Annotated in this window: 26 protein-coding genes and 1 tRNA gene; 14 read left to right on the forward strand and 13 right to left on the reverse strand. The window is 51.5% G+C overall.

The genetic code is table 11. The features are described 5' to 3' along the window. Positions 1-3: 3 nt before the first annotated feature. Both OGY33_RS24270 and orn read right to left on the reverse strand, forming a co-directional pair. Positions 4-79: transfer RNA gene (locus OGY33_RS24270), tRNA-Gly, on the reverse strand. Between the two features lie 196 nt (positions 80-275). Continuing rightward, positions 276-821, reverse strand: a complete 546-nt coding sequence (gene orn, locus OGY33_RS24275; RefSeq protein WP_020996267.1) for an oligoribonuclease — start codon at positions 819-821, stop codon at positions 276-278. 105 nt (positions 822-926) lie between these two features. On the opposite strand from orn, the gene rsgA reads away from it, so the two are divergent. From rsgA to mscM, 3 genes are all read left to right on the forward strand, one after another. Continuing rightward, positions 927-1,979, forward strand: a complete 1,053-nt coding sequence (rsgA, locus tag OGY33_RS24280) for a small ribosomal subunit biogenesis GTPase RsgA (protein ID WP_170974257.1) — start codon at positions 927-929, stop codon at positions 1,977-1,979. A gap of 93 nt (positions 1,980-2,072) precedes the next feature. After that, positions 2,073-3,041: an archaetidylserine decarboxylase gene (gene asd / locus OGY33_RS24285; protein ID WP_008785997.1), complete on the forward strand. Its 969-nt coding sequence runs from the start codon at positions 2,073-2,075 to the stop codon at positions 3,039-3,041. A 17-nt stretch (positions 3,042-3,058) separates the two neighbouring features. Then, positions 3,059-6,373 carry a miniconductance mechanosensitive channel MscM gene (mscM, locus tag OGY33_RS24290; RefSeq protein ID WP_057066602.1) on the forward strand — a complete coding sequence of 1,105 codons (3,315 nt, stop codon included), beginning with the start codon at positions 3,059-3,061 and terminating at the stop codon, positions 6,371-6,373. A gap of 196 nt (positions 6,374-6,569) precedes the next feature. Here mscM and yjeM read toward each other — a convergent pair whose 3' ends face one another. Further along, positions 6,570-8,057, reverse strand: coding sequence for a glutamate/gamma-aminobutyrate family transporter YjeM (yjeM, locus tag OGY33_RS24295; RefSeq protein WP_191238918.1), 1,488 nt, complete (start codon positions 8,055-8,057; stop codon positions 6,570-6,572). Between the two features lie 214 nt (positions 8,058-8,271). Then, complete coding sequence (epmA, locus tag OGY33_RS24300) at positions 8,272-9,249, reverse strand: elongation factor P--(R)-beta-lysine ligase (RefSeq protein WP_048215093.1); 978 nt, start codon at positions 9,247-9,249, stop codon at positions 8,272-8,274. A gap of 324 nt (positions 9,250-9,573) precedes the next feature. Between epmA and frdA the strand changes: the two genes are divergently transcribed. The 4 genes from frdA to frdD are packed head-to-tail and all read left to right on the forward strand — an operon-like array spanning position 9,574 to position 12,864. After that, the gene (frdA, locus tag OGY33_RS24305; RefSeq protein WP_003830519.1) at positions 9,574-11,364 is read left to right on the forward strand and encodes a fumarate reductase (quinol) flavoprotein subunit; all 1,791 of its coding nucleotides are present in this window, start codon (positions 9,574-9,576) and stop codon (positions 11,362-11,364) included. Next, positions 11,357-12,091: a fumarate reductase iron-sulfur protein gene (frdB, locus tag OGY33_RS24310; RefSeq protein ID WP_042321379.1), complete on the forward strand. Its 735-nt coding sequence runs from the start codon at positions 11,357-11,359 to the stop codon at positions 12,089-12,091. Before frdA ends, frdB begins: the two co-directional genes overlap by 8 nt. Before the next feature lie 10 nt (positions 12,092-12,101). Continuing rightward, positions 12,102-12,497: a fumarate reductase subunit FrdC gene (gene frdC / locus OGY33_RS24315; protein WP_003025537.1), complete on the forward strand. Its 396-nt coding sequence runs from the start codon at positions 12,102-12,104 to the stop codon at positions 12,495-12,497. 10 nt (positions 12,498-12,507) lie between these two features. After that, the gene (gene frdD, locus OGY33_RS24320; protein WP_003025535.1) at positions 12,508-12,864 is read left to right on the forward strand and encodes a fumarate reductase subunit FrdD; all 357 of its coding nucleotides are present in this window, start codon (positions 12,508-12,510) and stop codon (positions 12,862-12,864) included. Between the two features lie 41 nt (positions 12,865-12,905). Here the strand turns inward: frdD and ampR are convergent, their stop codons facing one another. Beyond that, on the reverse strand, positions 12,906-13,781 hold the full coding sequence (gene ampR, locus OGY33_RS24325) for a LysR family transcriptional regulator AmpR (protein WP_020996269.1): 876 nt from the start codon (positions 13,779-13,781) through the stop codon (positions 12,906-12,908). Positions 13,782-13,912: 131 nt separating this feature from the next. Between ampR and blaCMY the strand changes: the two genes are divergently transcribed. Continuing rightward, positions 13,913-15,058 carry a CMY-2 family class C beta-lactamase gene (blaCMY, locus tag OGY33_RS24330; protein WP_191238919.1) on the forward strand — a complete coding sequence of 382 codons (1,146 nt, stop codon included), beginning with the start codon at positions 13,913-13,915 and terminating at the stop codon, positions 15,056-15,058. Between the two features lie 93 nt (positions 15,059-15,151). Then, entirely contained in the window at positions 15,152-15,685 is a 534-nt protein-coding gene (locus OGY33_RS24335) for a lipocalin family protein (protein WP_191238920.1), read from the forward strand. Here the strand turns inward: OGY33_RS24335 and sugE are convergent. Then, entirely contained in the window at positions 15,682-15,999 is a 318-nt protein-coding gene (gene sugE / locus OGY33_RS24340; RefSeq protein ID WP_000118520.1) for a quaternary ammonium compound efflux SMR transporter SugE, read from the reverse strand. The two genes, OGY33_RS24335 and sugE, sit on opposite strands and share 4 nt — an antisense overlap. Positions 16,000-16,255: 256 nt before the next feature. Here sugE and OGY33_RS24345 point away from each other — a divergent pair, with 256 nt between their 5' ends. Then, positions 16,256-16,855, forward strand: coding sequence for a LuxR C-terminal-related transcriptional regulator (locus OGY33_RS24345; protein WP_103015393.1), 600 nt, complete (start codon positions 16,256-16,258; stop codon positions 16,853-16,855). A gap of 36 nt (positions 16,856-16,891) precedes the next feature. Here OGY33_RS24345 and ecnB read toward each other — a convergent pair whose 3' ends face one another. The 3 genes from ecnB to efp form a co-directional block, all read right to left on the reverse strand. Beyond that, the gene (ecnB, locus tag OGY33_RS24350) at positions 16,892-17,038 is read right to left on the reverse strand and encodes a lipoprotein toxin entericidin B (RefSeq protein WP_003025482.1); all 147 of its coding nucleotides are present in this window, start codon (positions 17,036-17,038) and stop codon (positions 16,892-16,894) included. Between the two features lie 107 nt (positions 17,039-17,145). After that, a complete protein-coding gene (gene ecnA / locus OGY33_RS24355) occupies positions 17,146-17,280 on the reverse strand; it encodes a lipoprotein antitoxin entericidin A (RefSeq protein ID WP_003830568.1) in 135 nt (44 codons plus the stop codon). A 57-nt stretch (positions 17,281-17,337) separates the two neighbouring features. Beyond that, positions 17,338-17,904 (reverse strand): elongation factor P, encoded by a 567-nt coding sequence (gene efp / locus OGY33_RS24360; RefSeq protein ID WP_003025478.1) that lies wholly within the window; start codon positions 17,902-17,904, stop codon positions 17,338-17,340. Positions 17,905-17,945: 41 nt separating this feature from the next. Here efp and epmB point away from each other — a divergent pair, with 41 nt between their 5' ends. Further along, complete coding sequence (gene epmB / locus OGY33_RS24365; protein WP_048236301.1) at positions 17,946-18,974, forward strand: EF-P beta-lysylation protein EpmB; 1,029 nt, start codon at positions 17,946-17,948, stop codon at positions 18,972-18,974. A gap of 183 nt (positions 18,975-19,157) precedes the next feature. Continuing rightward, complete coding sequence (gene yjeJ, locus OGY33_RS24370) at positions 19,158-20,021, forward strand: YjeJ family protein (protein ID WP_191238921.1); 864 nt, start codon at positions 19,158-19,160, stop codon at positions 20,019-20,021. Between the two features lie 88 nt (positions 20,022-20,109). Here yjeJ and OGY33_RS24375 read toward each other — a convergent pair whose 3' ends face one another. From OGY33_RS24375 to OGY33_RS24385, 3 genes are all read right to left on the reverse strand, one after another. Further along, a complete protein-coding gene (locus tag OGY33_RS24375) occupies positions 20,110-20,463 on the reverse strand; it encodes a DUF4156 domain-containing protein (RefSeq protein WP_003025468.1) in 354 nt (117 codons plus the stop codon). Between the two features lie 252 nt (positions 20,464-20,715). Beyond that, positions 20,716-22,359 (reverse strand): chaperonin GroEL, encoded by a 1,644-nt coding sequence (gene groL / locus OGY33_RS24380; protein ID WP_003830576.1) that lies wholly within the window; start codon positions 22,357-22,359, stop codon positions 20,716-20,718. Between the two features lie 43 nt (positions 22,360-22,402). Continuing rightward, positions 22,403-22,696, reverse strand: a complete 294-nt coding sequence (locus tag OGY33_RS24385) for a co-chaperone GroES (RefSeq protein ID WP_000027827.1) — start codon at positions 22,694-22,696, stop codon at positions 22,403-22,405. A 275-nt stretch (positions 22,697-22,971) separates the two neighbouring features. Here OGY33_RS24385 and yjeH point away from each other — a divergent pair, with 275 nt between their 5' ends. Further along, positions 22,972-24,237 (forward strand): L-methionine/branched-chain amino acid transporter, encoded by a 1,266-nt coding sequence (gene yjeH / locus OGY33_RS24390; protein ID WP_191238922.1) that lies wholly within the window; start codon positions 22,972-22,974, stop codon positions 24,235-24,237. 49 nt (positions 24,238-24,286) lie between these two features. On the opposite strand, the gene OGY33_RS24395 is transcribed toward yjeH, so the two are convergent. After that, positions 24,287-24,763: an FxsA family protein gene (locus OGY33_RS24395; protein WP_003025457.1), complete on the reverse strand. Its 477-nt coding sequence runs from the start codon at positions 24,761-24,763 to the stop codon at positions 24,287-24,289. A 338-nt stretch (positions 24,764-25,101) separates the two neighbouring features. On the opposite strand from OGY33_RS24395, the gene aspA reads away from it, so the two are divergent. Next, on the forward strand, positions 25,102-26,538 hold the full coding sequence (aspA, locus tag OGY33_RS24400; RefSeq protein ID WP_048215096.1) for an aspartate ammonia-lyase: 1,437 nt from the start codon (positions 25,102-25,104) through the stop codon (positions 26,536-26,538). The last annotated feature ends 56 nt before the right edge of the window (positions 26,539-26,594 follow it).

Below are 26,594 nucleotides of genomic sequence, written 5' to 3' on the forward strand. Positions count from 1 at the left end.
TTTTGGAGCGGGAAACGAGACTCGAACTCGCGACCCCGACCTTGGCAAGGTCGTGCTCTACCAACTGAGCTATTCCCGCAAATCTGTACTGCTTTTGTTGCTGTCGTAATTCGCATTTCTGCGTCGTTACGGGAGGCGCATTATACGAGAAATCCGTTTAGCTGCAACCCCCCTGAAAGCGTTTTTTTCGAAAATTCGTTCAAGTGATTAATTTGCAATCAAGCTGAACAATTTAGCGTCAAAAAACCGGTGGCGCAAGCCACCGGAGAACAAAATCAAAGATTAATAAAATGTTCGCGATAGTAAGCAAGCTCAGCAACAGATTCACGAATGTCGTCCATCGCCTGATGTGTTCCCTGCTTGGTGAAGCCCGCAAGGATTTCCGGCTTCCAACGACGCGCCAGTTCTTTGAGCGTACTGACGTCCAGATAGCGATAATGGAAATACGCCTCCAGCTCCGGCATGTATTTAAACAGGAAACGACGATCCTGCCCGATGCTGTTGCCGCAGATAGGTGATTTCCCTTCCGGAACCCACTCTTTCAAAAAAGCCAGCGTGGCCAGTTCAGCTTCACGATCGCCCATGGTGCTCGCCTTCACGCGCTCCACCAGCCCGCTACCGGTATGCGTACGTACGTTCCAGTCATCCATTAATGCCAGCTGTTCGTCGGACTGGTGCACCGCAATTGTCGGTCCTTCAGCCAGAATATTCAGGTTGGCATCCGTCACCAGCGTGGCGATCTCAATAATGCGATCGCGCTCGGGATCCAGACCTGTCATCTCCAGATCGATCCAAATCAGGTTGTTTTCATTGGCACTCATGCTATTTTCCACCCTTCAGCGTCACATTCAGTGTGACTACATTGATCTAAAATTGTGTGTATCATAAATGTTTTGCCCATCATGGGCGACCAGGAGCCAGTCCGATTGAGTAAGAATAAACTCTCCAAAGGCCAACAGCGCCGTGTGAACGCCAATCACCAGCGTCGTCTTAAAACGTCCACGGAGAAGCCCGACTACGACGACAACCTGTTTGGCGAAACCGCTGAAGGCATCGTTATCAGCCGTTTTGGCATGCATGCCGACGTAGAGTCTGCTGACGGTGAAATTCACCGCTGCAACATCCGCCGTACAATTCGCTCGCTGGTTACTGGCGATCGCGTAGTCTGGCGCCCGGGTAAAGCGGCAGCTGAAGGCGTGAATGTCAAAGGTATCGTTGAAGCGGTACACGATCGTACCTCAGTACTGACACGCCCCGACTTTTACGACGGGGTAAAGCCTATTGCCGCCAACATCGACCAGATCGTTATTGTCTCAGCCATCTTACCCGAGCTGTCACTCAATATTATCGACCGGTATCTGGTAGCCTGCGAAACGCTACACGTTGAACCGATTATCGTGCTGAATAAGATCGATCTGCTGGATGATGAAGGCATGGCCTTCGTTAACGAACAGATGGATATCTATCGCAACATTGGCTATCGGGTGTTGATGGTATCAAGCCGCACAAAAGACGGCCTGAAACCGCTTGAAGAAGCATTAACCGATCGCATCAGCATTTTTGCCGGTCAATCGGGCGTAGGTAAATCCAGCCTGCTCAATAATCTCCTCGGCCTGCAGGAAGAGATCCTGACCAATGATGTCTCTGACAACTCCGGCCTTGGACAGCACACCACCACGGCCTCTCGCCTGTATCATTTCCCACACGGCGGCGACGTTATCGACTCCCCTGGTGTGCGTGAGTTTGGACTGTGGCATCTGGAGCCGGAACAAATCACGCATGGCTTTGTCGAATTTCATGACTACCTGGGCCATTGCAAATACCGCGACTGCAAGCATGATACCGATCCAGGCTGCGCTATCCGTGAGGCTGTAGAAAAAGGGGCCATAGCCGAAACCCGGTTTGAAAATTATCACCGCATCCTGGAAAGCATGGCGCAGGTAAAAACGCGTAAAAACTTTTCTGATACAGACAACTGACAACTAAGCTAAGCATCGCTAGAATCGTCCCCCCTTTTTTCAGGATCCGGCCCGTATGCCGGATCGGGAACAAATTATGGCCTGGAGGCTACCTTGTTAAACTCATTTAAGCTTTCGCTACAATACATTCTGCCGAAACTATGGCTCACTCGCCTGGCGGGTTGGGGTGCGAGCAAACGAGCGGGATGGCTGACCAAACTGGTTATCGATCTGTTCGTGAAATATTACAAGGTCGATATGAAAGAGGCGCAAAAGCCGGATACCGCCAGCTATCGCACCTTCAACGACTTCTTTGTTCGCCCGCTGCGCGATGATGCTCGCCCGATTAATACCGATCCAAACGTACTGGTCATGCCCGCTGACGGTGTGATTAACCAGTTAGGCAACATCGAGGAAGACAAACTGCTGCAGGCTAAAGGGCACAGCTATACCCTTGAAGCGCTGCTGGCTGGCAACTATCAGATGGCGGACAAATTCCGCAACGGTACGTTTGTAACCACTTACTTGTCTCCACGCGATTACCACCGTGTACACATGCCGTGTAACGGTATCCTGCGTGAAATGATGTACGTGCCGGGCGATCTCTTCTCTGTAAACATCCTGACTGCGCAAAACGTACCGAACCTGTTTGCCCGCAACGAACGTGTAATCTGTCTGTTTGATACCGAATTTGGCCCGATGGTGCAGATTCTGGTCGGCGCGACCATCGTCGGCAGTATTGAAACCGCATGGGCTGGCACCATTACTCCACCGCGTGAAGGCGTCATCAAGCGCTGGACCTGGCCGGAAGGCGAAAGCGAAGGGTCGGTGGCGCTGCTGAAAGGTCAGGAAATGGGCCGCTTTAAGCTCGGTTCCACCGTCATCAACCTGTTCGCACCTGGCAAAGTTAACCTGGTTGAGCAGTTGCAGGATCTGTCCGTGACCAAAATCGGCCAACCAATGGCCATCTCGACCGAGACTTTCGTGACGCCAGAGGCAGAACCGGCCCCGCTGGCGAAAGAAGAGATCGAAGCAGAACACGATGCCAGCCCGCTGGTTGACGACAAAAAAGACGAAAGTTAAACATAGGAATCGCTGCTGTGCGCCTGATTATCACTTTTCTGATGGCCTGGTGCCTCAGCCTGGGGGCGTACGCTGCGACGGCCCCCGATGCCAAACAACTCACCCAGGAACTGGAGCAGGCAAAAGCGGCAAAACCCGCTCAGCCAGAAACCGTCGAGGCGCTCCAGTCCGCGCTGAATGCCCTTGAGGAGCGTAAAGGCGCTCTCGAGCGCGCCCAGCAATATCAGCAGGTTATTGATAACTTCCCCAAGCTGTCCGCAACGTTACGCGCGCAGCTTAGCAACCTGCGTGATGAACCGCGCAATGTACCAACCGGACTCACTACCGATGCGTTAAACCAGGAGATCCTCCAGGTTAGCAGCCAACTGCTGGAAAAGAGTCGTCAGGCCCAACAGGAGCAGGATCGCGCCCGGGAAATCGCCGACTCGTTAAGCCAGCTTCCTCAACAGCAAACCGATGCCCGCCGCCAGCTCAATGAGCTTGAGCGACGCATTGGTACCGCCAACGGTAATTCCGCACAGAATCAGGCGATGCAGGCTGAATCCGCCAAACTTAAAGCCCAGGTCGATGAACTGGAGCTGGCGCAGCTTTCCGCCAATAACCGTCAGGAACTGGCGCGTATGCGCTCCGAACTGGCGGAAAAACAGAGTCAACAACTCGACGCTTACCTGCAGGCTTTGCGCAACCAGCTTAACAGTCAACGTCAGCGTGAAGCTGAGCGAGCGCTGGAAAGCACTGAACTGCTGGCGGAAAACAGCGCGGGACTGCCGGAAGGCATTGTCGACCAGTTCAAGGTAAACCGCGAGCTGTCTCAGGCCTTAAACCAGCAAGCACAGCGTATGGATCTGGTCGCTTCGCAGCAGCGTCAGGCCGCCAGCCAAACGCTGCAGGTGCGTCAGGCATTGAATACGCTGCGAGAGCAGTCTCAGTGGCTTGGGGTTTCAAATATGCTGGGAGAAGCGCTGCGAGCGCAGGTATCCCGTCTGCCGGAAATGCCTAAACCTCAGCAGTTGGATACCGAAATGGCGCAGCTTCGCGTACACCGCATGCGCTATGAGGATCTCCTCAACAAACAGCCGCAACTGCGTCAGATTCATCAGGCCGATGGACAACCGCTGACCGCTGAACAGAGCAGCATCCTCAACGCCCAGCTACGCACCCAGCGTGAGCTGCTGAACTCATTGTTACAGGGCGGCGATACGCTGATCCTTGAGCTGACCAAGCTCAAAGTTTCCAACAGCCAACTGGAAGATGCGCTAAAAGAGGTCAACGAAGCGACGCACCGCTACCTGTTCTGGACGTCAGACGTTAGCCCTATCTCCCTCTCCTGGCCTGTCGACATCGTTCAGGATCTGCGGCGTCTGATCTCATTAGATACGTTTAATCAGTTGGGCAAAGCCAGCATCATGATGCTGACCAGCAAAGAAACGCTGCTACCGCTGTTCGCGGCGTTGGTGTTAGTTGGCTTTAGCCTCTCTTCGCGCAAGCACTTCACCCGTTTCCTTGAACGCTCGTCCGCGCGGGTCGGGAAAGTCACCCAGGATCACTTCTGGCTGACAATACGCACGGTATTCTGGTCAATACTCGTCGCTTCGCCGTTGCCAGTGCTGTGGGCAACGCTCGGTTACGGATTGCAGGAAGCCTGGCCTTATCCGTTGGCTGTCGCGATCGGCGATGGCGTTACCGCCACGGTGCCCATGCTGTGGGCAGTAATGATCTGCGCCACCTTTGCACGTCCCAACGGTCTGTTCATTGCCCACTTTGGCTGGCCGCGGAACCGCGTCGCGAAAGCCATGCACTATTACCTGATGAGCATCGGGCTGATTGTCCCGTTGATCATGGCGGTTATTATGTTTGATAACCTCAATGACCGGGAATTCTCCGCCTCACTGGGGCGTCTGTGCTTTATTCTGATTTGCGGTGCGCTGGCTGTCGTAACCCTGAGCCTGAAACGCGCCGGGATACCGCTGTACCTCGATAAAGAGGGCAACAGCGATAACATGGTCAACAGCATGCTGTGGAATATGCTGATGGGTGCGCCGCTGATTGCCATTCTCGCCGCGGCAGTAGGCTACCTCGCCACATCACAAGCCCTGCTGGCACGTCTGGAAACGTCTGTAGCGATTTGGTTCTTATTACTGGTGGTGTATCACGTTATCCGCCGTTGGATGCTGATTCAGCGTCGCCGCCTGGCGTTTGACCGCGCCAAGCATCGACGCGCTGAAATGCTGGCACAGCGCGCGCGGGGTGAAGAAGAACCGCCGCATTCCACCAGCCTTGAAGGCGCGATCGACGTTGATGAAAGCGAAGTGGATTTGGATGCTATCAGCGCGCAATCGCTGCGCCTGGTGCGTTCTATCCTGATGCTTATCGCCCTGCTCTCGGTCATTGTACTGTGGTCAGAAATTCACTCCGCTTTCGGCTTCCTGGAAAACATCTCATTGTGGGATGTCACCTCCACGGTTCAGGGCGTGGAAAGCTTAGAACCGATAACGCTGGGCGCGGTGCTTATCGCGATTCTGGTATTCATCATCACCACCCAGTTAGTGCGCAACCTACCCGCACTGCTGGAGCTGGCACTACTGCAACATCTGGATTTAACCCCCGGCACCGGTTATGCCATCACCACCATTACCAAGTATTTGCTGATGCTGATTGGCGGTCTGGTTGGCTTCTCGATGATCGGTATTGAATGGTCCAAACTGCAATGGCTGGTGGCGGCTCTCGGTGTCGGTCTGGGCTTTGGTTTGCAGGAGATCTTCGCCAACTTTATTTCCGGCCTGATTATCCTGTTTGAAAAACCAATCCGCATTGGCGACACGGTGACGATTCGCGATCTTACCGGTAGCGTGACGAAAATTAATACCCGCGCCACCACTATCAGCGACTGGGACCGCAAAGAGATCATCGTGCCCAACAAAGCCTTTATCACTGAACAGTTTATCAACTGGTCGTTATCCGATTCCGTTACCCGTGTGGTGTTAACCATCCCGGCACCGTCGGAGGCTAATAGCGAGGAGGTTACGCAGATCCTGCTGACTGCCGCGCAGCGCTGTTCGCTGGTTATCGATAATCCGGCACCTGAAGTCTTCCTGGTTGACCTGCAGCAGGGGATTCAAATCTTCGAACTGCGTATTTATGCCGCAGAGATGGGACATCGCATGCCGCTGCGCCATGAAATCCATCAACTGATTCTGGCAGGCTTCCGCGAGCACGGTATTGATATGCCGTTCCCTCCGTTCCAGATGCGTCTGGAGAGCCTCGGCGGTAAGCAAACAGGGAGAACATTAAGTTCTGCAGGAAGAGGCAGTCGCCCGGCAGGGAGTTTGTAACGCACAATGCAGGCAAGAAATGCCGGATGGCGACCCGTTGGGTCTAATCCGGCCTACGGGTCTGCAATTAACCTGTAGGCCCGATAAGCTTGCGCCATCGGGCATTTCATCGCCGACCACAGACATTTTCGGGCTTAATATGCGTCCGGATCGGCAACAGGCAATAAACGCCAGATGGCCTTTATTCCACCGCCCACTAAGGCTCGTTGGTCGTGCGACGGCTGTAGTTCTGATAAATCGCCATCGCCAGCAGTGAGAAGAAGATCGGACCGCCGGTCATCCACAGTGCGCTGTTCCAGTCTCCGGCTTCAATTACCGGCTGGATGATGGTGAACACGTTAGCAAACGTCACCACCAGCACGACCACTCCCGTTGCCAGCAGCGTCGCCGCTCGGGTTTTAAAGACAACAAACGGCCTTTCCAGACCCGGACGGGATTTAAAGAACGGAAACGCCAGCGCCAGGAACAGATACGGCAGCGTCATCGAGACGTTCGCCATCAGCGTCAGTTTGTTATAGAACGCTGAAGCCGTATCGCCACCAAATGAAACCAACAGGATAAACAGGCTCACCAGCAGGCACTGTAACCACATTGCCGTCGTCGGCATCCCTACGGCATTCAGTTTGGTCATCGGCGCGGGCCACAACGCCTTCGGCGTGCCCTGAATAATCGCTTTCAGCGGTGAGTAGCTGAGGGTGAAAAAAGCGCCGGTGTAGGCAAGGAACATGGAAAGCCCGGTAATACGTGCAAACCATACGCCCATCACCATTGCGGCATCAGGGGAAAGATGTAGCGCGTTACCCAACGTCATTCCGAGGCTTTTCATCAGGATATAGGTAATATTCCCGAGGTTAACTGAGCTATTACTTAATACCTGCTGCCAGTTGGTACTAACGCCCCATAAAAAGATGGCCAGTGAATAACCAACAGAAATGACAATAGCGGCAAAGACAATGCCTTTTGCAAAGTTCTTTTCTGGTTTTTCTGTTTTATCAACCAGTCCCCCCACAGCTTCAATTCCGCCGTAAGCAAAAATGGCAAACACAACAAATGACAATATTGCCAGTCCAGACTGATATCCGGGATTAGGCGAAGAGATGAAATTAATATCCTGTGCAAAGTGGCCACCAGTTAATAACAAAATAGCGACACTCACTAACAACAGAACTAAATTAAGACACATTACGGCAATTCCACCTACAGCCGTAATACGCGCAATCTTATTAATACCCCGGGATGCCACGCAGGTCACCAGGATCATCCAACCGACTGCGAGCAGCCCGACAACCTGCGTAGGCTCAAGCCCTGCAATACGCCAGTGCTGCGTCATGTCTGCGCCAAACAAGAAGGTTGAAAAAGGTACCCAGACTTTCGCCGCAGTACTAACCATCCATATCACATAAGAAGAAAACCACATAAACGTGCCGATAAACGCATAGCGTGGTCCAACGCTATTATTCATCCACGAATAGATTCCCCCCTCTTCTTTCCGATAGGCAGAACCCATTTCCGCCATCATTAAAGCAAATGGAATAAAGAATAATAATGCAGAAAATATATACCACGGTATTGCACTATACCCCATTAAATAGAACGCGGAGGGGCTATTAGCAAAACCGAAAACTGACGTAAATATCATGAGAATGAGACCTATCAGGCTCATCTTTTTTATTGTTTGGGTCATTAAACCATCCCTTACTCTGGCAAGCGTTTAACAAACGCCGCTCACCGGTTGGCACTGCTCTCTTTGCAGAGTTCAGCGATAAAAAAATCAACACAGAATTGATACCTAAACGATATCAAATATCCAGGTGTAAATTGTGGCTATTAGAGGGGAAATGAAAAAATATGCTACAAAGTGGCGATTAAGCCACCACTTTGTATTGCAGAAGAGTAAGTTATGCGCGATCGACGGTAAATGCGATTACCTCGGCCAGGCTCTCTGCGCCCAGCGCCAGCATCACCAGACGGTCAACGCCCAGCGCCACGCCTGAGCAATCCGGCATGCCGACTTTCAGCGCTTCCAGCAGGTTGGTATCGATAGGTTGCTGTGGTAAGCCTCGTGCGGCACGTTTGCGGTTATCCTGTTCAAACCGCTGCTGCTGTTCGCGCGCGTCGGTTAATTCATGGAAACCATTCGCCAGCTCAATACCTTTGAAATAAACCTCGAAACGTTCAGCCACGCGGTGATCTTCGGTACTGATTTGCGCCAGTGATGCCTGGCTGGCCGGGAAATGATACACAAACGTCGGCTTGTCTTTACCAATATGCGGTTCAACACCCATCGTAAACAGCAGTTGCAGTAAGGTATCCCGGTCTTCTTCGGTATCAGCGATATTGCTGAGATCCAATTTCGCCGCCACTTCCCGCAGTTGGGTTTTATCCGCAGACAGCGGGTCAATCTCCAGATGGCGCTGGAAGGCCTGCTGGTAAGAAAGGCTTTCCGCAGGTGAGCAGTCCAGCACCTGCTGGAGCAAATCATCCACTTCATTCATCAGGCGATACATATCGTAGTGCGGACGATACCACTCAAGCATGGTGAATTCAGGGTTATGATGGCGCCCCATCTCTTCATTACGGAAGCTGCGGCACAGTTGATACACCGGGCCGCATCCTGCCACCAGCAGGCGCTTCATATGGTATTCAGGGCTGGTCATTAAATAGAGATTCATTCCCTGGGAGTGTCCAGGGCCAACGAAACGCGTTTCGAACGGGAACAGGTGGATGTCCGTTACCGTTGCCTGACTCATACAAGGGGTCTCAACCTCAAGCACGCCACGATCGGCAAAAAAGCGGCGAATCTCCGCTATAATTGCTGCACGTTTCAACAGATTGGGGATGGACGCGCTCGGCTGCCAGGTTGCCGTTTCGCTCATGGTTGTTTCTCCGATTTATGACAAGGGCACGAAGTCTACTCGTATCGCGCTAGCGAGACAAATTTCAGGCAGCACTAATCATCACTGGCAATTGGATAAAAAAAGCGACTTAGGGTGGTTTAGTAATTAAATTAATCAAATTCAATGATAATTCCCCCCTATGACACGCTAAAAAAATCGAACACGTCAAATTTCCCGCACATCCCTAAGACTATACTATTGTACCTATAAAGGAGCAGTGGAAACGCGTTCATAACCTGTTTGAAGCCGATGAAGCATCTGATTTCAGGCAGGGATGAAATAACAACAATCTGGAGGAATGTCGTGCAAACCTTTCAAGCCGATCTTGCCATTATAGGCGCCGGTGGCGCGGGATTACGTGCTGCAATTGCTGCCGCACAAGCAAATCCCAACGCTAAAATCGCACTGATCTCAAAAGTGTACCCAATGCGCAGCCATACCGTTGCTGCCGAAGGCGGCTCTGCTGCTGTCGCGCAGGATCATGACAGCTTTGACTACCATTTTCACGATACGGTAGCAGGCGGAGACTGGCTGTGTGAGCAGGATGTCGTGGATTACTTTGTCCACCACTGCCCAACTGAAATGACGCAACTGGAACAATGGGGCTGCCCGTGGAGTCGTCGTGAAGACGGTAGCGTCAACGTACGTCGCTTCGGCGGCATGAAAATCGAGCGTACCTGGTTTGCCGCGGATAAGACCGGCTTCCACATGCTGCATACGCTGTTCCAAACATCTTTGCAGTTCCCGCAGATTCAGCGCTTTGACGAACACTTCGTTCTGGATATCCTGGTTGACGACGGTCATGCTCGCGGCCTGGTTGCCATGAACATGATGGAAGGCACGCTGGTGCAAATCCGTGCTAACGCTGTTGTTATGGCAACGGGCGGCGCAGGTCGTGTTTACCGTTACAACACCAACGGCGGCATCGTAACCGGCGACGGTATGGGCATGGCGCTGAGCCACGGCGTTCCGCTGCGTGATATGGAATTCGTTCAGTATCACCCAACAGGTCTGCCAGGCTCCGGTATCCTGATGACTGAAGGCTGCCGTGGTGAAGGCGGTATTCTGGTCAACAAAAACGGCTACCGTTATCTGCAAGACTACGGCATGGGTCCGGAAACCCCGCTGGGCGAGCCAAAAAACAAATACATGGAACTCGGTCCGCGCGACAAAGTTTCTCAGGCGTTCTGGCACGAATGGCGCAAAGGCAACACCATTTCCACTCCGCGTGGCGATGTGGTTCACCTCGACCTGCGTCACCTCGGCGAGAAAAAACTGCTCGAACGTTTACCGTTCATCTGCGAACTGGCGAAAGCTTACGTGGGTGTCGATCCGGTTAAAGAACCGATCCCGGTACGTCCGACCGCGCACTACACCATGGGCGGTATCGAAACCGATCAGCACTGTGAAACCCGCATTAAAGGTCTGTTCGCTGTCGGCGAATGTTCCTCTGTTGGTCTGCATGGCGCTAACCGTCTGGGCTCTAACTCCCTGGCAGAACTGGTGGTCTTCGGTCGTATGGCCGGTGAGCAGGCAGCAGAACGCGCTGCAACGGCTGGCGCTGCAAACAGTGCCGCTCTTGATGCACAGGTTGCTGGCGTTGAAAAACGTCTGAAAGATCTGGTTAACCAGGAAGGTAACGAAAACTGGTCTAAGATCCGTGACGAAATGGGCCTGTCCATGGAAGAAGGTTGCGGTATCTACCGTACGCCGGAACTCATGCAGAAAACCGTTGATAAGCTGGCGGAACTGCAGGAACGCTTCAAGCGCGTACGTATCACTGATACCTCCAGCGTCTTCAACACCGACCTGCTGTATACCATCGAACTGGGTCACGGTCTGAACGTTGCTGAATGTATGGCGCACTCTGCTCTGGCGCGTAAAGAATCCCGCGGCGCGCACCAGCGTCTGGATGAAGGCTGCACCGAGCGTGACGATGTGAACTTCCTCAAACACACCCTCGCCTTCCGCGATGCTGACGGCACGACTCGCCTGGAATACAGCGACGTGAAAATCACCACTCTGCCACCGGCTAAACGTGTTTACGGTGGCGAAGCGGAAGCAGCCGATAAGAAGGAGAAGGCGAATGGCTGAGATGAAAAACCTGAAAGTTGAGGTGGTGCGCTATAACCCGGAAACCGATACCGCGCCGCACAGTGCTTTCTACGAAGTTCCTTATGATGAAACCACGTCACTGCTGGATGCGCTGGGCTACATCAAGGATAACCTGGCACCGGACCTGAGCTACCGTTGGTCCTGCCGTATGGCGATCTGCGGCTCCTGCGGCATGATGGTCAACAATGTACCGAAACTGGCATGCAAAACCTTCCTGCGTGATTACACCAACGGCATCAAGGTTGAAGCGCTGGGCAACTTCCCGATTGAGCGCGATCTGGTCGTCGACATGACGCACTTTATCGAAAGCCTGGAAGCGATCAAACCGTACATTATCGGTAACCCGCGTACACCGGATCAGGGTCCAAACACCCAGACTCCGGCGCAGATGGCGAAGTATCATCAGTTCTCCGGTTGCATCAACTGTGGTCTGTGCTATGCCGCGTGTCCGCAGTTCGGCCTGAACCCTGAGTTCATTGGACCGGCTGCGATTACGCTGGCGCATCGTTACAACGAAGATAGCCGCGACCACGGTAAGAAGGAGCGTATGGCTCAGTTGAACAGCCCGAACGGCGTCTGGACCTGTACTTTCGTGGGCTACTGCTCCGAAGTCTGCCCGAAACACGTCGATCCGGCTGCGGCCATTCAGCAGGGTAAAGTTGAAAGTTCAAAAGACTTTCTTATCGCTACCCTGAAACCACGCTAAGGAGTGCACGATGACGACTAAACGTAAAGCCTATGTGCGGCCAATGACGTCCACCTGGTGGAAAAAGCTGCCATTTTATCGTTTTTACATGCTGCGTGAAGGCACGGCAGTTCCGGCAGTCTGGTTCAGCATTGAACTGATTATCGGCCTGTTTGCACTCAAGCATGGTGCAGAGTCCTGGATGGGCTTTGTCGCCTTTTTGCAAAACCCGGTGGTGGTAATCCTTAACATTATCGCCCTGGCAGCAGCGCTGCTGCATACCAAAACCTGGTTTGAGCTGGCGCCAAAAGCAGCCAACATCATCGTAAAAGACGAAAAAATGGGGCCAGAGCCGATCATCAAAGGTCTCTGGGCAGTTACTGTGGTTGCGACAGTAGTCATACTGTTTGTTGCCCTGTTCTGGTAAGGAGTCCGGAATGATTAATCCAAATCCAAAACGCTCTGACGAACCCGTATTCTGGGGCCTGTTTGGTGCAGGCGGTATGTGGAGCGCAATCATTGCGCCAGTAATGATCCTGCTGGTAGGCATTATGCTGCCGCTGGGCTTTGTTCCTGATGCTTTCAGCTATGAACGCGTACTGGCATTCGCTCAGAGCTTCATCGGACGTGCGTTTCTGTTCCTGATGATCGTTCTGCCGCTGTGGTGTGGTTTACACCGTATGCACCACGCGATGCATGACCTGAAAATCCACGTGCCTGCTGGCAAATGGGTCTTCTACGGACTGGCAGCAATCCTGACCGTTGTAACGGCTATTGGTATTCTGACCATCTAAGTACATGCGTTAATTATCAGGCCCGCCATTGGCGGGCCTTTTTATTTGTGCAGCATTCCTGTCAACCAACGGGAAAATTCACGCATCGCGGGTGTCTCCGGACGCGATTGCAAACGCGTTATCCAGTAACTTCCCAAATCAATCTGCGTTAAAAACGGTTGAACGATTCGTTCCCTACTGAGTAAATGCGTGAACATTCTGACTGGTGCAATTGCCACACCGATCCCCGCCTGCGCGGCTTCCAGCATGGTGACGGACGAATCAAACACCACCACGTTGTGCGTCGGTGACGGGGGCGCCTCTCCGGCGGCCTGCATCCAAAGCGTCCATTCATCCCGCCGATACGATCGTAATAACGGAAATTTCAGGATGTCCGCAGGCGTTTGAATCTGCGAAGCCAATGTTGGCGAACACAGTGGAGACATCAACGCGCTACATAAATATTGCGCGTCGGTATCGTGCCAGGCTCCCCCTCCGTAGCGAATGGTATAATCCAGCCCTTCGGCAGCGGGATCCACGCGGTTATTATGGGTAGAAATATGCAAATCAATATGCGGGTAACTGCGCTTAAAATCGCCCAGTAGAGGAAACAGACACCCAACCGCAAAGGTCCCCACCACGCCAATTTTAAGTTTTTCCTGGGTCTGTTTGGTGGCAAAACGATCCAGCATCCCCGCCATACGATCGAAAGAGTCATTAAGTACAGGTAACAGACTTTCCCCTTCAGTCGTCAACATTAATCCACGAGAACCGCGCACAAAAAGCTGACAATTTAGCTGCTGCTCCAGCGCTTTTACATGCTGACTGATGGCAGAATGCGTCACGTTGAGCTCAATCGCGGCGCGGGTAAAACTGAGATGTCTGGCCGCGGCTTCAAAAGCCCGCAGCGAGTTAAGAGGGATATAGCTACGCGTCATCATCCGGCCTGTTAGAAAAACTTATATCTGCTGCTAAATTTAACCGTTTGTCAACACGGTGCAAATCAAACACACTGATTGCGTCTGACGGGCCCGGACACCCTTTTGCTTTTAATTACGGAACTGATTTCATGATGAAAAAATCGTTATGCTGCGCTCTGCTGCTGACAGCCTCATTCTCCACGTTTGCCGCCGCCAAAACAGAACAACAGATTGCCGATATCGTTAATCGCACCATCACCCCGTTGATGCAGGAGCAGGCTATTCCGGGTATGGCCGTTGCCGTTATCTACCAGGGAAAACCCTATTATTTCACCTGGGGTAAAGCCGATATCGCCAATAACCACTCAGTCACGCAGCAAACTCTGTTTGAGCTAGGGTCGGTCAGTAAGACGTTTAACGGCGTATTGGGCGGCGATGCTATCGCCCGCGGCGAAATTAAGCTCAGCGAGCCGGTCACGAAATACTGGCCAGAACTGACAGGCAAACAGTGGCAGGGTATCAGCCTGCTGCACTTAGCCACCTACACGGCAGGCGGCCTGCCGCTGCAGATCCCCGATGACGTTACGGATAAAGCCGCATTACTGCGTTTTTATCAAAACTGGCAGCCGCAATGGGCCCCGGGCGCTAAGCGTCTTTACGCTAACTCCAGCATTGGTCTGTTTGGCGCGCTGGCGGTGAAACCCTCAGGAATGAGTTACGAAGAGGCAATGACCAGACGCGTCCTGCAACCATTAAAACTGGCGCATACCTGGATTACAGTTCCGCAGAACGAACAAAAAGATTATGCCTGGGGCTATCGCGAAGGGAAGGCTGTACACGTTTCTCCGGGACAACTTGACGCCGAAGCCTATGGCGTGAAATCCAGCGTTATTGATATGGCCCGCTGGGTTCAGGTCAACATGGACGCCAGCCGCGTTCAGGAGAAAACGCTCCAGCAGGGCATTGCGCTTGCGCAGTCTCGCTACTGGCGTATTGGCGATATGTACCAGGGATTAGGCTGGGAGATGCTGAACTGGCCGCTGAAAGCTGATTCAATCATCAACGGTAGCGACAGCAAAGTGGCATTGGCAGCGCTTCCCGCCGTTGAGGTAAACCCGCCTGCCCCCGCTGTGAAAGCCTCATGGGTGCATAAAACGGGATCCACTGGAGGATTTGGCAGCTACGTAGCCTTCGTTCCAGAAAAAAACCTTGGCATCGTGATGCTGGCAAACAAAAGCTATCCTAACCCTGTCCGTGTCGAGGCGGCCTGGCGCATTCTTGAAAAGCTGCAATAACTAACGATGAGGCCCAGGATATTGGGCCTCCTTTCTTTCTCTTTTTTTCCTGTTGTCATCTACACTTAACAAAAATACAGCAAGGAAAATCCCATGCGCATTTTGCCCGTCGTTGCTGCAGTTACGGCTGCATTCCTGGTTGTCGCGTGTAGCTCCCCGACACCGCCGAAAGGCGTTACCGTGGTAAATAACTTTGATGCCAAACGCTATCTGGGAACCTGGTATGAAATTGCGCGCTTCGACCATCGTTTCGAGCGCGGATTGAATAAAGTGACCGCAACATACAGCTTGCGCGACGACGGCGGGATCAACGTTATTAACAAGGGCTATAACCCTGACAGGGAGATGTGGCAGAAAACGGAAGGGAAAGCCTATTTCACCGGCGACCCAAGCAGAGCCGCGCTTAAAGTTTCTTTTTTCGGCCCCTTCTATGGCGGGTATAACGTAATTGCACTCGACCGGGAATATCGTCACGCGCTGGTTTGTGGTCCGGATCGCGACTACCTGTGGATCCTTTCACGGACCCCTACTATTTCAGATGAAATGAAACAGCAAATGTTAGCCATCGCGACCCGGGAAGGGTTTGAAGTGAATAAACTGATTTGGGTGAAACAGCCTGGCGCTTAGTGAGTGCTCAGCTTCAGACCAATAATACCAGCAACGATCAGCCCAAGGCTCAGCAAACGTGCCGGGCTGGCAGACTCACCCAGCAGCAAAATCCCTGTAATGGCCGCCCCAACAGCGCCAATACCGGTCCAGACCGCATAAGCTGTTCCAACAGGCAACGTGCGCATTGCCCAGGAGAGCATGGCGATGCTGACGATCATCGCCGCAATAGTGATAATGCTTGGCGTAAGACGCGTAAAACCGTGGGTGTATTTCAGGCCAATCGCCCATACGACTTCGAGCAAACCTGCAATTAATAAAACGATCCAGGACATATCAGGCTCCAGAACTATGGGGCCGTCCCCGGTGAATGAAGCGTTTGCAGGTCGTCCTGCAAAGCTGATGTGTGAAATGGCATTTTTGCCCGGAAGAAAATGAATTTCAACCTTTTTATTCACTGCCTGCTAAAAGCAAGAATTAAGCATAATTAGCGGCGTAGTTCCCGCATTTGGCACTCATCGGAGTTCTCTATGATGAAGGGCTTTCTGAAACCAGAAAGTCGATTGCCCCTCTTCTGAATGCGAAACGTTTATGCTTAAAATTTTAGTGATTGACCGGTGCCACTTTACCCGCACAGGGATAGAGGCCTTGCTTAATCATTCTGGCAGGTTCAGCTCCTCATTTCTGGTATCAGGAATCAATAATCTCCTGTTAGCAAAAGAGCATATTTTGCAATGGAAACCGCATCTGGTGATCGCGGATTTATACAGTTTTATTAGCGAGACGCACTCCAGTCCGCCAATTAAACCTTTTTTTATGAGTTGTGGCGTCATCCCACTGATTTTACTGCAATCAGCAGACAGACAGCATGCCCCCATCGTGCCCTCTCAATCCGTAGCCCATTCGGTCTTGACCAAGCACACCACGCTGAACACACTCTCCCACACAATTCAGGAAGCGCTTCAGGTTCGCCCCGCATTAGAAATAGCCAAAAACGCCACGCCTTTGCTTACGCCGCAAGAGGAGAAAGTATTATCAATGTGGATGGATGGTGTGAGTAACAATGCCATTGCCGCCGCGCTCAGCATTCATGGCAAAACGGTCTACACCTATAAGCGGAATATCCGTATGAAACTGCACCTGGGGAACCGCTTCTCGCCGTTCCTGTCACTCCCAAGGAGGGGTGATTAACGGTACGACACGACGTCGTACCGTTCTTCATTATTGCTATTGCTGAGCTTTTGTCGCTGCACCAGAGATTGCGCTACCGCCTTCAGAGATATCCTGTCCTACGCCTCGTGTGGTATTACACGCGGTTAAAACGGAAGAAAGTACCAACACAGAAAAGATCGCAGCAATTGTCTTCTTAACCATAACGTCTTCCTTTTCTAGCCAATATTGTTTGTGTATAGCTACTTAATAATAGACAAGATCCGGGAGTGTGATGGATAAACAACCGTTTTTAAGACTATATGAAAGGATTAGCTGGCGGCGTGAGAAATTGAATTGCCAAGATGTTTAATGTCTTCACCGAAGCCGCGCGCGGTATTGCATCCTGTCAGGAGGGTGCTGGTGAAAAGGAGTAGCATTACAAGACCGAGAAGACGTTTCATCATTCCTGCCCTGGAAAAAGTATGGCGCAGCAACCTGCGCCATAAGATCAAATGGAAGACTTATTTTACGCGAGAAACGTATTCGCCGGAGCGGGTATCCACTTTGATCACTTCGCCGATCTGTACGAACAGCGGAACTTTAACGACTGCGCCGGTAGACAGGGTAGCCGGTTTGCCGCCAGTACCAGCGGTATCGCCTTTCAGACCTGGGTCGGTTTCAACAACTTCCAGCTCAACGAAGTTCGGCGGAGTTACGGAGATCGGCTGACCGTTCCACAGGGTCACGATGCATTCAGCCTGGTCCAGCAGCCATTTAGCGTTATCGCCTACCGCTTTCTCGTCTGCAGCCAGCTGTTCGAAAGTGGTGTTATTCATAAAGTGCCAGAACTCACCGTCGCTATACAGGAAGGTCAGGTTCATGTCGGCTACGTCTGCGCCTTCAGCGGAGTCAGTAGACTTGAAGGTTTTCTCTACGCGAGTACCGGTCAGCAGGCGACGCAGCTTAACGCGCGCAAACGCCTGGCCTTTACCTGGTTTAACGAATTCGCTGGCTTCAACCGCATAAGGTTCGCCGTCCAACATGATTTTAAGACCAGCACGAAAATCGTTGCTATAGTACGTTGCCATAAGGCCCTCTGAAAATTGTTAACTGGTAGCTAAGCCACAAAATGGCGCATATTGTAACCCTAAATACCCCATCCAGAGAAGATTGGTTATCGCAACTTGCCGATGTTGTGACCGATCCCGATGAACTTCTGCATCTTTTGAACATAGATGCAGATGAAAAACTGTTGGCCGGACGCGACGCGAGACGGCTTTTCGCCCTGCGCGTGCCGCGTGCGTTTATTGCCCGCATGGAGAAAGGCAACCCGGACGATCCGCTTTTACGTCAGGTACTGACTGCCCAGGAAGAGTTTGTGGCCGCGCCAGGCTACTCAACCGATCCACTGGAAGAACAGCACAGCGTGGTTCCCGGTCTGCTGCATAAATATCGCAATCGGGCACTGCTGCTGGTTAAAGGCGGTTGCGCGGTAAATTGTCGCTATTGCTTCCGCCGGCATTTCCCATACGCCGAAAATCAGGGCAATAAGCGCAACTGGCAGGTCGCCCTCGACTACATTAACGCGCACCCTGAGCTGGATGAAATCATCTTCTCTGGTGGCGATCCGTTAATGGCCAAGGACCACGAACTGGACTGGTTGCTCACGCAACTGGAAGCTATCCCGCACATTAAGCGTCTGCGTATTCACAGCCGTTTGCCGATAGTGATCCCGGCGCGCATTACAGAAGGACTGGTCGAGCGCTTTGCGCACTCCTCCTTGCAGATTCTGCTGGTCAATCACATTAACCATGCCAATGAAATTGATCAGACGTTTCGCCAGGCGATGAGCAGTCTGCGCGCCGCGGGCGTTACGTTACTCAACCAAAGCGTATTGCTGCGTGGCGTGAACGATAACGCACAAACCCTGGCTAACCTTAGCAACGCACTGTTTGATGCCGGTGTGATGCCCTATTACCTGCACGTGCTGGATAAAGTGCAGGGTGCCGCACACTTTATGGTCAGCGACGATGAAGCGCGTCGCATTATGCGTGAGCTTCTGACGCTAGTTTCCGGCTATATGGTCCCCAAACTGGCGCGTGAAATTGGTGGAGAGCCAAGTAAAACACCGCTGGATCTGCAGTTACGTCAACAATAGCTATTACTGAGTGTCCGATTCCGGACACTCACCACGATTACTTATTATTTAAATACCCACAAGTGGAGCCTCGCTTTTAATCTGTGCTATTTTAATTAGCGCAGTTCAATTATTCATTCGTAAATTTTATCAATAGTTTCAAATGCAGAATATTAATAAATATATGGTTAGGGAGAACCTTTTATGGCTATAAGTATTAAGGGCGTTAATACTGGCATTATTCGCCAAAAGAATGAATTTGTTGCCATGGCATTAAAAATAAAAGAACCAAGAAACAAAGAATCTCTCTTTTTTCTCTCTCCACTTGGACTTAGAGACCTGCTTATCGCGCTGGAGAGCCGGCTGTACGCCATTTCACAGCTAAACACAGACGAGCGTATGCAATATGAAAAGACATGTGATAAAGCCAGCAAAAAAATGCACGAGAATATCCCGTCAATTCAGGAAGATGAACTAAAAAATGCGGATATTAACCGTCGCATAAATTCGCTGATGTTAGTGGATGACAAAGGCGAGAATTTAACATTTTCTCTGACGTTGCATGACGGACAAACATGCGAATTACTGGTTAATGAATTACAGATTCAGGTGCTGGCGCATGCAATTATTCACGCAATAAATAATGCTGGCATGAGAGAACTCGCGCTACGAATAACATCGCTGCTGGATTTCCTGCCGCTGTACGATGTTGATTGTCAGCAAAACGACAATCTGGAATACGACTCTTATACACAACCCGAATGGAAACATAACCTGTTTAATCATTATCTGGCGATTATTTACCGCTATACAGATGATAAAGGAAAAGCCCAGTTCTGTGGTTCGGTAGTGAAAACTCGCGCCCTTTCCGGTAGCAAAGAAGCCGAAGCCATTGCTCGCCGCCTTCTCGACTTCAGCCCGCGGCTGAAAAAACTTGCCGGTGTACCGTGCCAGGTGTTTGTCAGAACGTTGACGGGTGATAAGACGCAAAAGCTCAATCAGGATCAGTGCCTGCGCGCATTGCATCATTTACGCGTTCAGTCTGCGCATAAGACTCAGAATGCCTGATGGCGCTGCGCTTATCAGGCCTACGATCATTCGTACCGTAGGCCGGATAAGACGATTTAGCGTCGCCATCCGGCATCAGCAGCAGTTCTCAATTAGGGCACTTATAAACCTGTCCAATCATCTCACTGGCGGTAGGAACAAAGCTGGACAGCATTCCCTGCGATGGGCTGCTGACGCCATAAATCACGTTACCGCCCATTGCCGCAGCCTGGTTACGCAGATCGTTTGCTGCGCCACGCATTGAGCCGCCCTCTTCGCCGTGCTGGCCTGAAAGCCAGTTGCTTTGCTTACCGGTTGCAGTGCCTATCAATTGGCACTCTGCGCCAGGCTTGTCTTCAACAAAACGGACGCTTTGCCCGGCAGAACTCAGTTCGTTGCTGGAGCTACAACCCGCCATCAGTAGCGCGGCACCAACGATCCCTGCTAAATATTTCACGTGCATGTCATTCCCCATATTCAATTAGTTGGACCTTATGTCCGTAGCTGAATCATATACTAAAAAGATGACCAAAAGAAAAACCCCCAGACATTTCTGCCCGAGGGTTTCTCAATTCTGGGAGATGAGCACCCAAATCATTCTGGTTGCAGGAAGGCGGCCAGTTTGTTAATCCCCAGGAGCTTACTCAAGTAAGTGACTGGGGTTAGCAAACGCAGCCAACGCATCTGCGGCCTGAAGGATGCAGGGTGTAGGCAATTACATCATGCCGCCCATTCCACCCATGCCACCCATACCGGCAGCACCTAAGTCAGGCGCATCGCCTTTCGGCAGGTCGGTAACCATGCACTCGGTGGTGATCATCAGACCCGCAACAGAAGCCGCGTACTGCAGAGCAGAACGAGTTACTTTGGTTGGATCCAGGATACCCATGTCGATCATGTTGCCGTATTCTTCAGTTGCAGCGTTGTAACCGTAGTTACCGTCACCCGCTTTTACGGTGTTAGCCACTACAGATGGCTCTTCGCCGCAGTTCAGTACGATTTGACGCAGTGGGGATTCCATTGCGCGCAGCGCAACTTTGATACCTACGTTTTGGTCTTCGTTCTGACCTTTCAGGCCGGCAATTTTAGACGCTACGCGAATCAGCGCAACACCACCACCAGCAACCACGCCTTCTTCTACCGCAGCACGGGTAGCGTGCAGGGCATCTTCAACGCGGGCTTTCTTCTCTTTCATTTCAACTTCAGTCGCAGCACCAACTTTGATAACCGCAACGCCGCCTGCCAGTTTCGCTACGCGCTCCTGCAGTTTTTCACGGTCATAGTCAGAAGTTGCTTCTTCGATCTGCTGACGAATCTGAGTCACGCGACCCTGGATTGCAGCTTCGTCGCCCACGCCATCGATGATGGTGGTGGTATCTTTGTTGATAACAACGCGTTTCGCCTGACCCAGATCTTCCAGAGTTGCTTTTTCCAGCTCCATACCGATCTCTTCAGAGATAACGGTACCACCGGTCAGGGTAGCGATATCCTGCAGCATTGCTTTACGACGATCGCCGAAGCCAGGTGCTTTAACCGCAGCGACTTTCACGATACCGCGCATGGTGTTAACAACCAGAGTTGCCAGCGCTTCGCCTTCAACATCTTCAGCGATGATCAGCAGCGGTTTGCCTGCTTTCGCTACAGCTTCCAGAACCGGCAGCATTTCGCGGATGTTGGAGATTTTCTTGTCAGCCAGCAGGATGAACGGGCTTTCCAGTTCTACTGCGCCAGTTTCCGGCTTGTTGATGAAGTAAGGAGACAGGTAGCCACGGTCGAACTGCATACCTTCAACCACGTCCAGTTCGTCCTGCAGACCGGTACCGTCTTCAACGGTGATCACGCCTTCTTTACCGACTTTGTCCATCGCTTCAGCGATCAGTTTACCTACGGTTTCGTCGGAGTTAGCGGAGATGGTACCAACCTGAGCAATAGCTTTAGAGTCGGAGCACGGTACTGACAGTGCTTTCAGTTCTTCAACAGCAGCAGCGACAGCTTTGTCGATACCACGTTTCAGATCCATCGGGTTCATGCCCGCAGCAACGGCTTTCAGACCTTCAGTGATGATGGACTGAGCCAGTACGGTTGCGGTGGTGGTACCGTCACCTGCAGCGTCGTTCGCTTTAGAGGCAACTTCTTTCACCATCTGCGCACCCATGTTTTCGAACTTGTCTTCCAGTTCGATTTCACGTGCTACGGAAACACCATCTTTAGTGATGGTCGGTGCACCGAAAGATTTATCCAGAACTACGTTACGGCCTTTTGGACCGAGGGTAACTTTCACTGCATCTGCCAGTACGTTTACGCCGCGCAGCATTTTCACACGAGCGTCGTTACCGAATTTTACGTCTTTAGCTGCCATTTTCTCTTTCCCTTAAATTCGTATGTTCAGTGTCGTTCGCGGATTAGGCTTCAACAATCGCCAGGATGTCGCTTTCAGACATGATCAACACTTCTTCATTGTCGATCTTCTCAGATTTAACTCCGTAGCCATCGTTGAAAATAACGATATCGCCGACTTTCACGTCCAGCGGCTGTACGGTACCGTTGTCCAGGATGCGACCCTTACCGACAGCGATGATTTCGCCACGAGTTGATTTACCTGCTGCAGAACCAGTCAGTACGATGCCGCCAGCAGATTTGGATTCAACTTCTTTACGTTTGACGATCACACGATCATGTAACGGACGAATACTCATTGATAGCTCTCCTTTGAGAAAGTCTTTATCAGTTATGGGTGACGCCGGCCCGTAAACGGTTTCCCGGCTAGTGACCAGAGAGATGGGGATGGGGTTTTGTGCCTTCAAGGGGGCAAGCGAAAAAAATTTTTTATCAGCAGAAAATCCCGTCAAAACGCCGACGCACCTCACATTTCATAACGATTTCAGTCACGTCGTCATAAGCAAATCTGATTGTGATACCATCAAAAATCTGCGCTGTAGCCCGGTCAATGGGCATAACCGGATAACAACTTATGAGCGGACTGAAACAAGAGCTGGGACTGGCTCAGGGCGTTGGCCTGTTGTCGACATCATTGTTAGGTACAGGCGTTTTTGCCGTCCCCGCGCTGGCCGCACTGGTTGCGGGCAACAACAGCCTGTGGGCATGGCCGGTGCTGATTGTTTTGGTCTTTCCTGTGGCAATTGTCTTCGCCGTACTGGGTCGTCATTTTCCCAGCGCAGGCGGTGTGGCGCATTTTGTCGGCATGGCCTTTGGTTCACGCCTGGAGCGCGTCACCGGATGGCTATTTTTGTCGGTCATTCCTGTCGGTTTGCCTGCGGCATTGCATATCGCCGCCGGATTCGGTCAGGCGATGTTTGGCTGGCATGACGAGCAGCTTTTGCTGGCTGAGCTCGGTACGCTGGCATTGGTTTGGTACATCGGCTCCCGCGGCGCTAGCTCCAGCGCGAATCTACAAACGGTCATTGCAGGACTGATTGTTGCCCTGATTGTTGCTATCTGGTGGGCGGGCGATCTGACACCTGGCGAAATCCCCTTCCCTGCGATTACCGATATTGAGCTTCCCGGCCTGTTCGCCGCGTTGTCGGTCATGTTCTGGTGCTTTGTCGGCCTTGAAGCGTTTGCTCACCTGGCGTCTGAATTCAAAAATCCGGAGCGAGACTTCCCACGCGCACTGATGATCGGCCTGCTGCTGGCAGGGTCTGTTTATTGGGCATGCACCGTTGTCGTTCTCCATTTTGGTGCCTACGGCGAGCAAATGGCGGCCGCAGCGTCGCTGCCAGAGATCGTCGTGCAACTGTTTGGCGTACAAGCTCTGTGGGTCGCCTGCATCATTGGTTATCTGGCCTGTTTTGCCAGCCTCAACATTTATATACAAAGCTTCGCCCGGCTGGTCTGGTCGCAAGCGCAGTATAAGCCGGAGAGTTATCTGGCTCGTCTGTCCCCCCGACACCTTCCGCGCAAAGCGCTAAACGCCGTATTGGGCTGTTGCGTAATCAGTACTCTGTGCATCTATATGCTGCAAATCAATCTCGATGCGTTAATCGTCTACGCCAACGGCATCTTTATTATGATTTATCTGCTGTGCATGCTGGCAGGTTGTCGATTACTGAAAGGGCATTATCGCGTACTGGCGGTCATTGGCGGTCTGCTATGCCTACTGCTACTGGCGATGGTCGGCTGGAAGAGTCTGTACGCGTTGATTATGCTGGCAGGACTGTGGCTGTTTTTACCCCGCAGGCCGGATAAGGCAACGTTGACGCCATCATCCGGCCTATAAACACTTTTGCCGGATGACGCTAACGCTTATCCGGCCTACATACTGATGCTTAATCCCGACGATCGTCTTTATGTTCGATGCTGTCGCGCTTGTCATCCTTGCGCTGAAATTCACCATCAAAAGTCTCACCGCCACCCGTTCCGGCGCTAAAACCACCGCCAGGCATACGCGAAAAACGCAAATGTGGCAGCAGTTTCATCGTCAGATGTTTTTGCACCGGGGGTAATAAAAGAAGAAGACCGAGGAAATCGGTGAAAAATCCGGGCAGCACCAACAGCAGACCGGCAATAATCAGCGATACGCTTTTGATCATTTCTGCAGCCGGACTTTCACCTGCCGCCATTTTCTGTTGCATCAGTAAAAAGTTCTTAAATCCCTGATTACGAACCAGAGACATACCGATAACCGATGTAAAAATAACCAAAATCAGCGTCATCAGGACGCCCATCACATGGGCAACCTGAATAAAAATAGATATCTCTATGTAAACATAGAGAAAAATGGCAAGTAATGGTATCCAGCGCAAAGGGATCTCCTGTTAATAACAGCCGTTTTGTTCAACTTCTGTTCGAAAAATTATGTTAATCGCATCGATTTGATATTGTGGTGGTTAGCAAAATTTCAAGTGGCTTGTACACTAATATTTGGGGTTAATCACAAAGGGGTGATCCATTTCACAGAATAATAAATAAGGGGTAAATTCCACGCTTTAAGTGATCCAGATTACGGTAGAAATCCTGAACCAGCATATGATCTCGGGTATCAGACCGATGCAGGGGATAATCGTCGGTCGAGAAACAATCGAAATCACATATATCCTGTGTGTTTAGTCAAATCATTGGCAGCTTGAAAAAGAAGGTTCACATGTTAAACAACATTCGTATCGAAGAAGACTTGTTGGGTACCAGGGAAGTTCCAGCGGACGCCTACTACGGTGTCCACACTCTGAGAGCGATTGAAAACTTCTACATTAGCAACAACAAAATCAGCGATATTCCTGAATTTGTTCGCGGTATGGTAATGGTTAAAAAGGCAGCGGCTATGGCCAACAAAGAGCTGCAAACCATTCCTAAGAGTGTGGCAAATGCCATCATCGCGGCGTGTGATGAAGTCCTGAATAACGGAAAATGCATGGATCAGTTCCCGGTAGACGTTTACCAGGGTGGTGCGGGTACCTCCGTCAACATGAACACCAACGAAGTTCTGGCCAATATCGGTCTGGAACTGATGGGTCACCAGAAAGGTGAATATCAGTACCTGAACCCGAACGACCACGTTAACAAATGTCAGTCTACCAACGACGCATACCCAACTGGCTTCCGTATCGCTGTATACGCATCCATCATCAAACTGATTGATGCACTGAACCAGCTGCGCGAAGGCTTCGAGAAAAAAGCTGTTGAATTCCAGGACATCCTGAAAATGGGTCGTACCCAGCTGCAGGATGCTGTACCGATGACCCTCGGTCAGGAATTCCATGCTTTTAGCGTACTGTTGAAAGAAGAAGTGAAAAACATTAGCCGTACCGCTGAGCTGCTGCTGGAAGTTAACCTCGGCGCGACAGCAATCGGTACTGGTCTGAACACGCCGAAAGAGTACTCTCCGCTGGCAGTACAGAAACTGGCTGAAGTCACCGGCTTCGCCTGTGTTCCTGCAGAAGACCTGATTGAAGCAACTTCTGACTGTGGCGCATACGTTATGGTGCACGGCGCACTGAAACGTCTGGCTGTGAAGATGTCCAAAATCTGTAACGACCTGCGTTTGCTCTCCTCTGGTCCGCGTGCGGGTCTGAACGAGATCAACCTGCCGGAACTGCAGGCTGGTTCTTCTATCATGCCAGCTAAAGTGAACCCGGTTGTTCCGGAAGTCGTAAATCAGGTGTGCTTCAAAGTCATCGGTAACGACATCACTGTAACCATGGCATCTGAAGCTGGTCAGCTGCAGCTGAACGTAATGGAGCCGGTCATTGGTCAGGCAATGTTTGAATCCATTCACATTCTGAGTAATGCTTGCTACAACCTGCTGGAAAAATGCGTTAGTGGTATCACTGCTAACAAAGAAGTCTGTGAAGCGTTTGTATTCAACTCTATCGGCATCGTTACTTACCTCAACCCGTTCATTGGTCACCACAACGGCGACATCGTCGGTAAAATTTGTGCCGAAACCGGTAAGAGCGTACGTGAAGTTGTCCTGGAGCGCGGTCTGTTGACCGAGTCTGAACTGGACGATATCTTCTCTGCACAGAACCTGATGCACCCTGCTTATAAAGCAAAACGTTATACTGATGAAAGCGAACAGTAATCGTGTAGGGTAGTACCGGAGAAGGCACGTCATGATGACGTGCCTTTTTTCTTACT

The sequence above is a fragment of the Citrobacter sp. Cpo032 genome (assembly GCF_030332975.1).
Classification (GTDB): domain Bacteria; phylum Pseudomonadota; class Gammaproteobacteria; order Enterobacterales; family Enterobacteriaceae; genus Citrobacter; species Citrobacter portucalensis.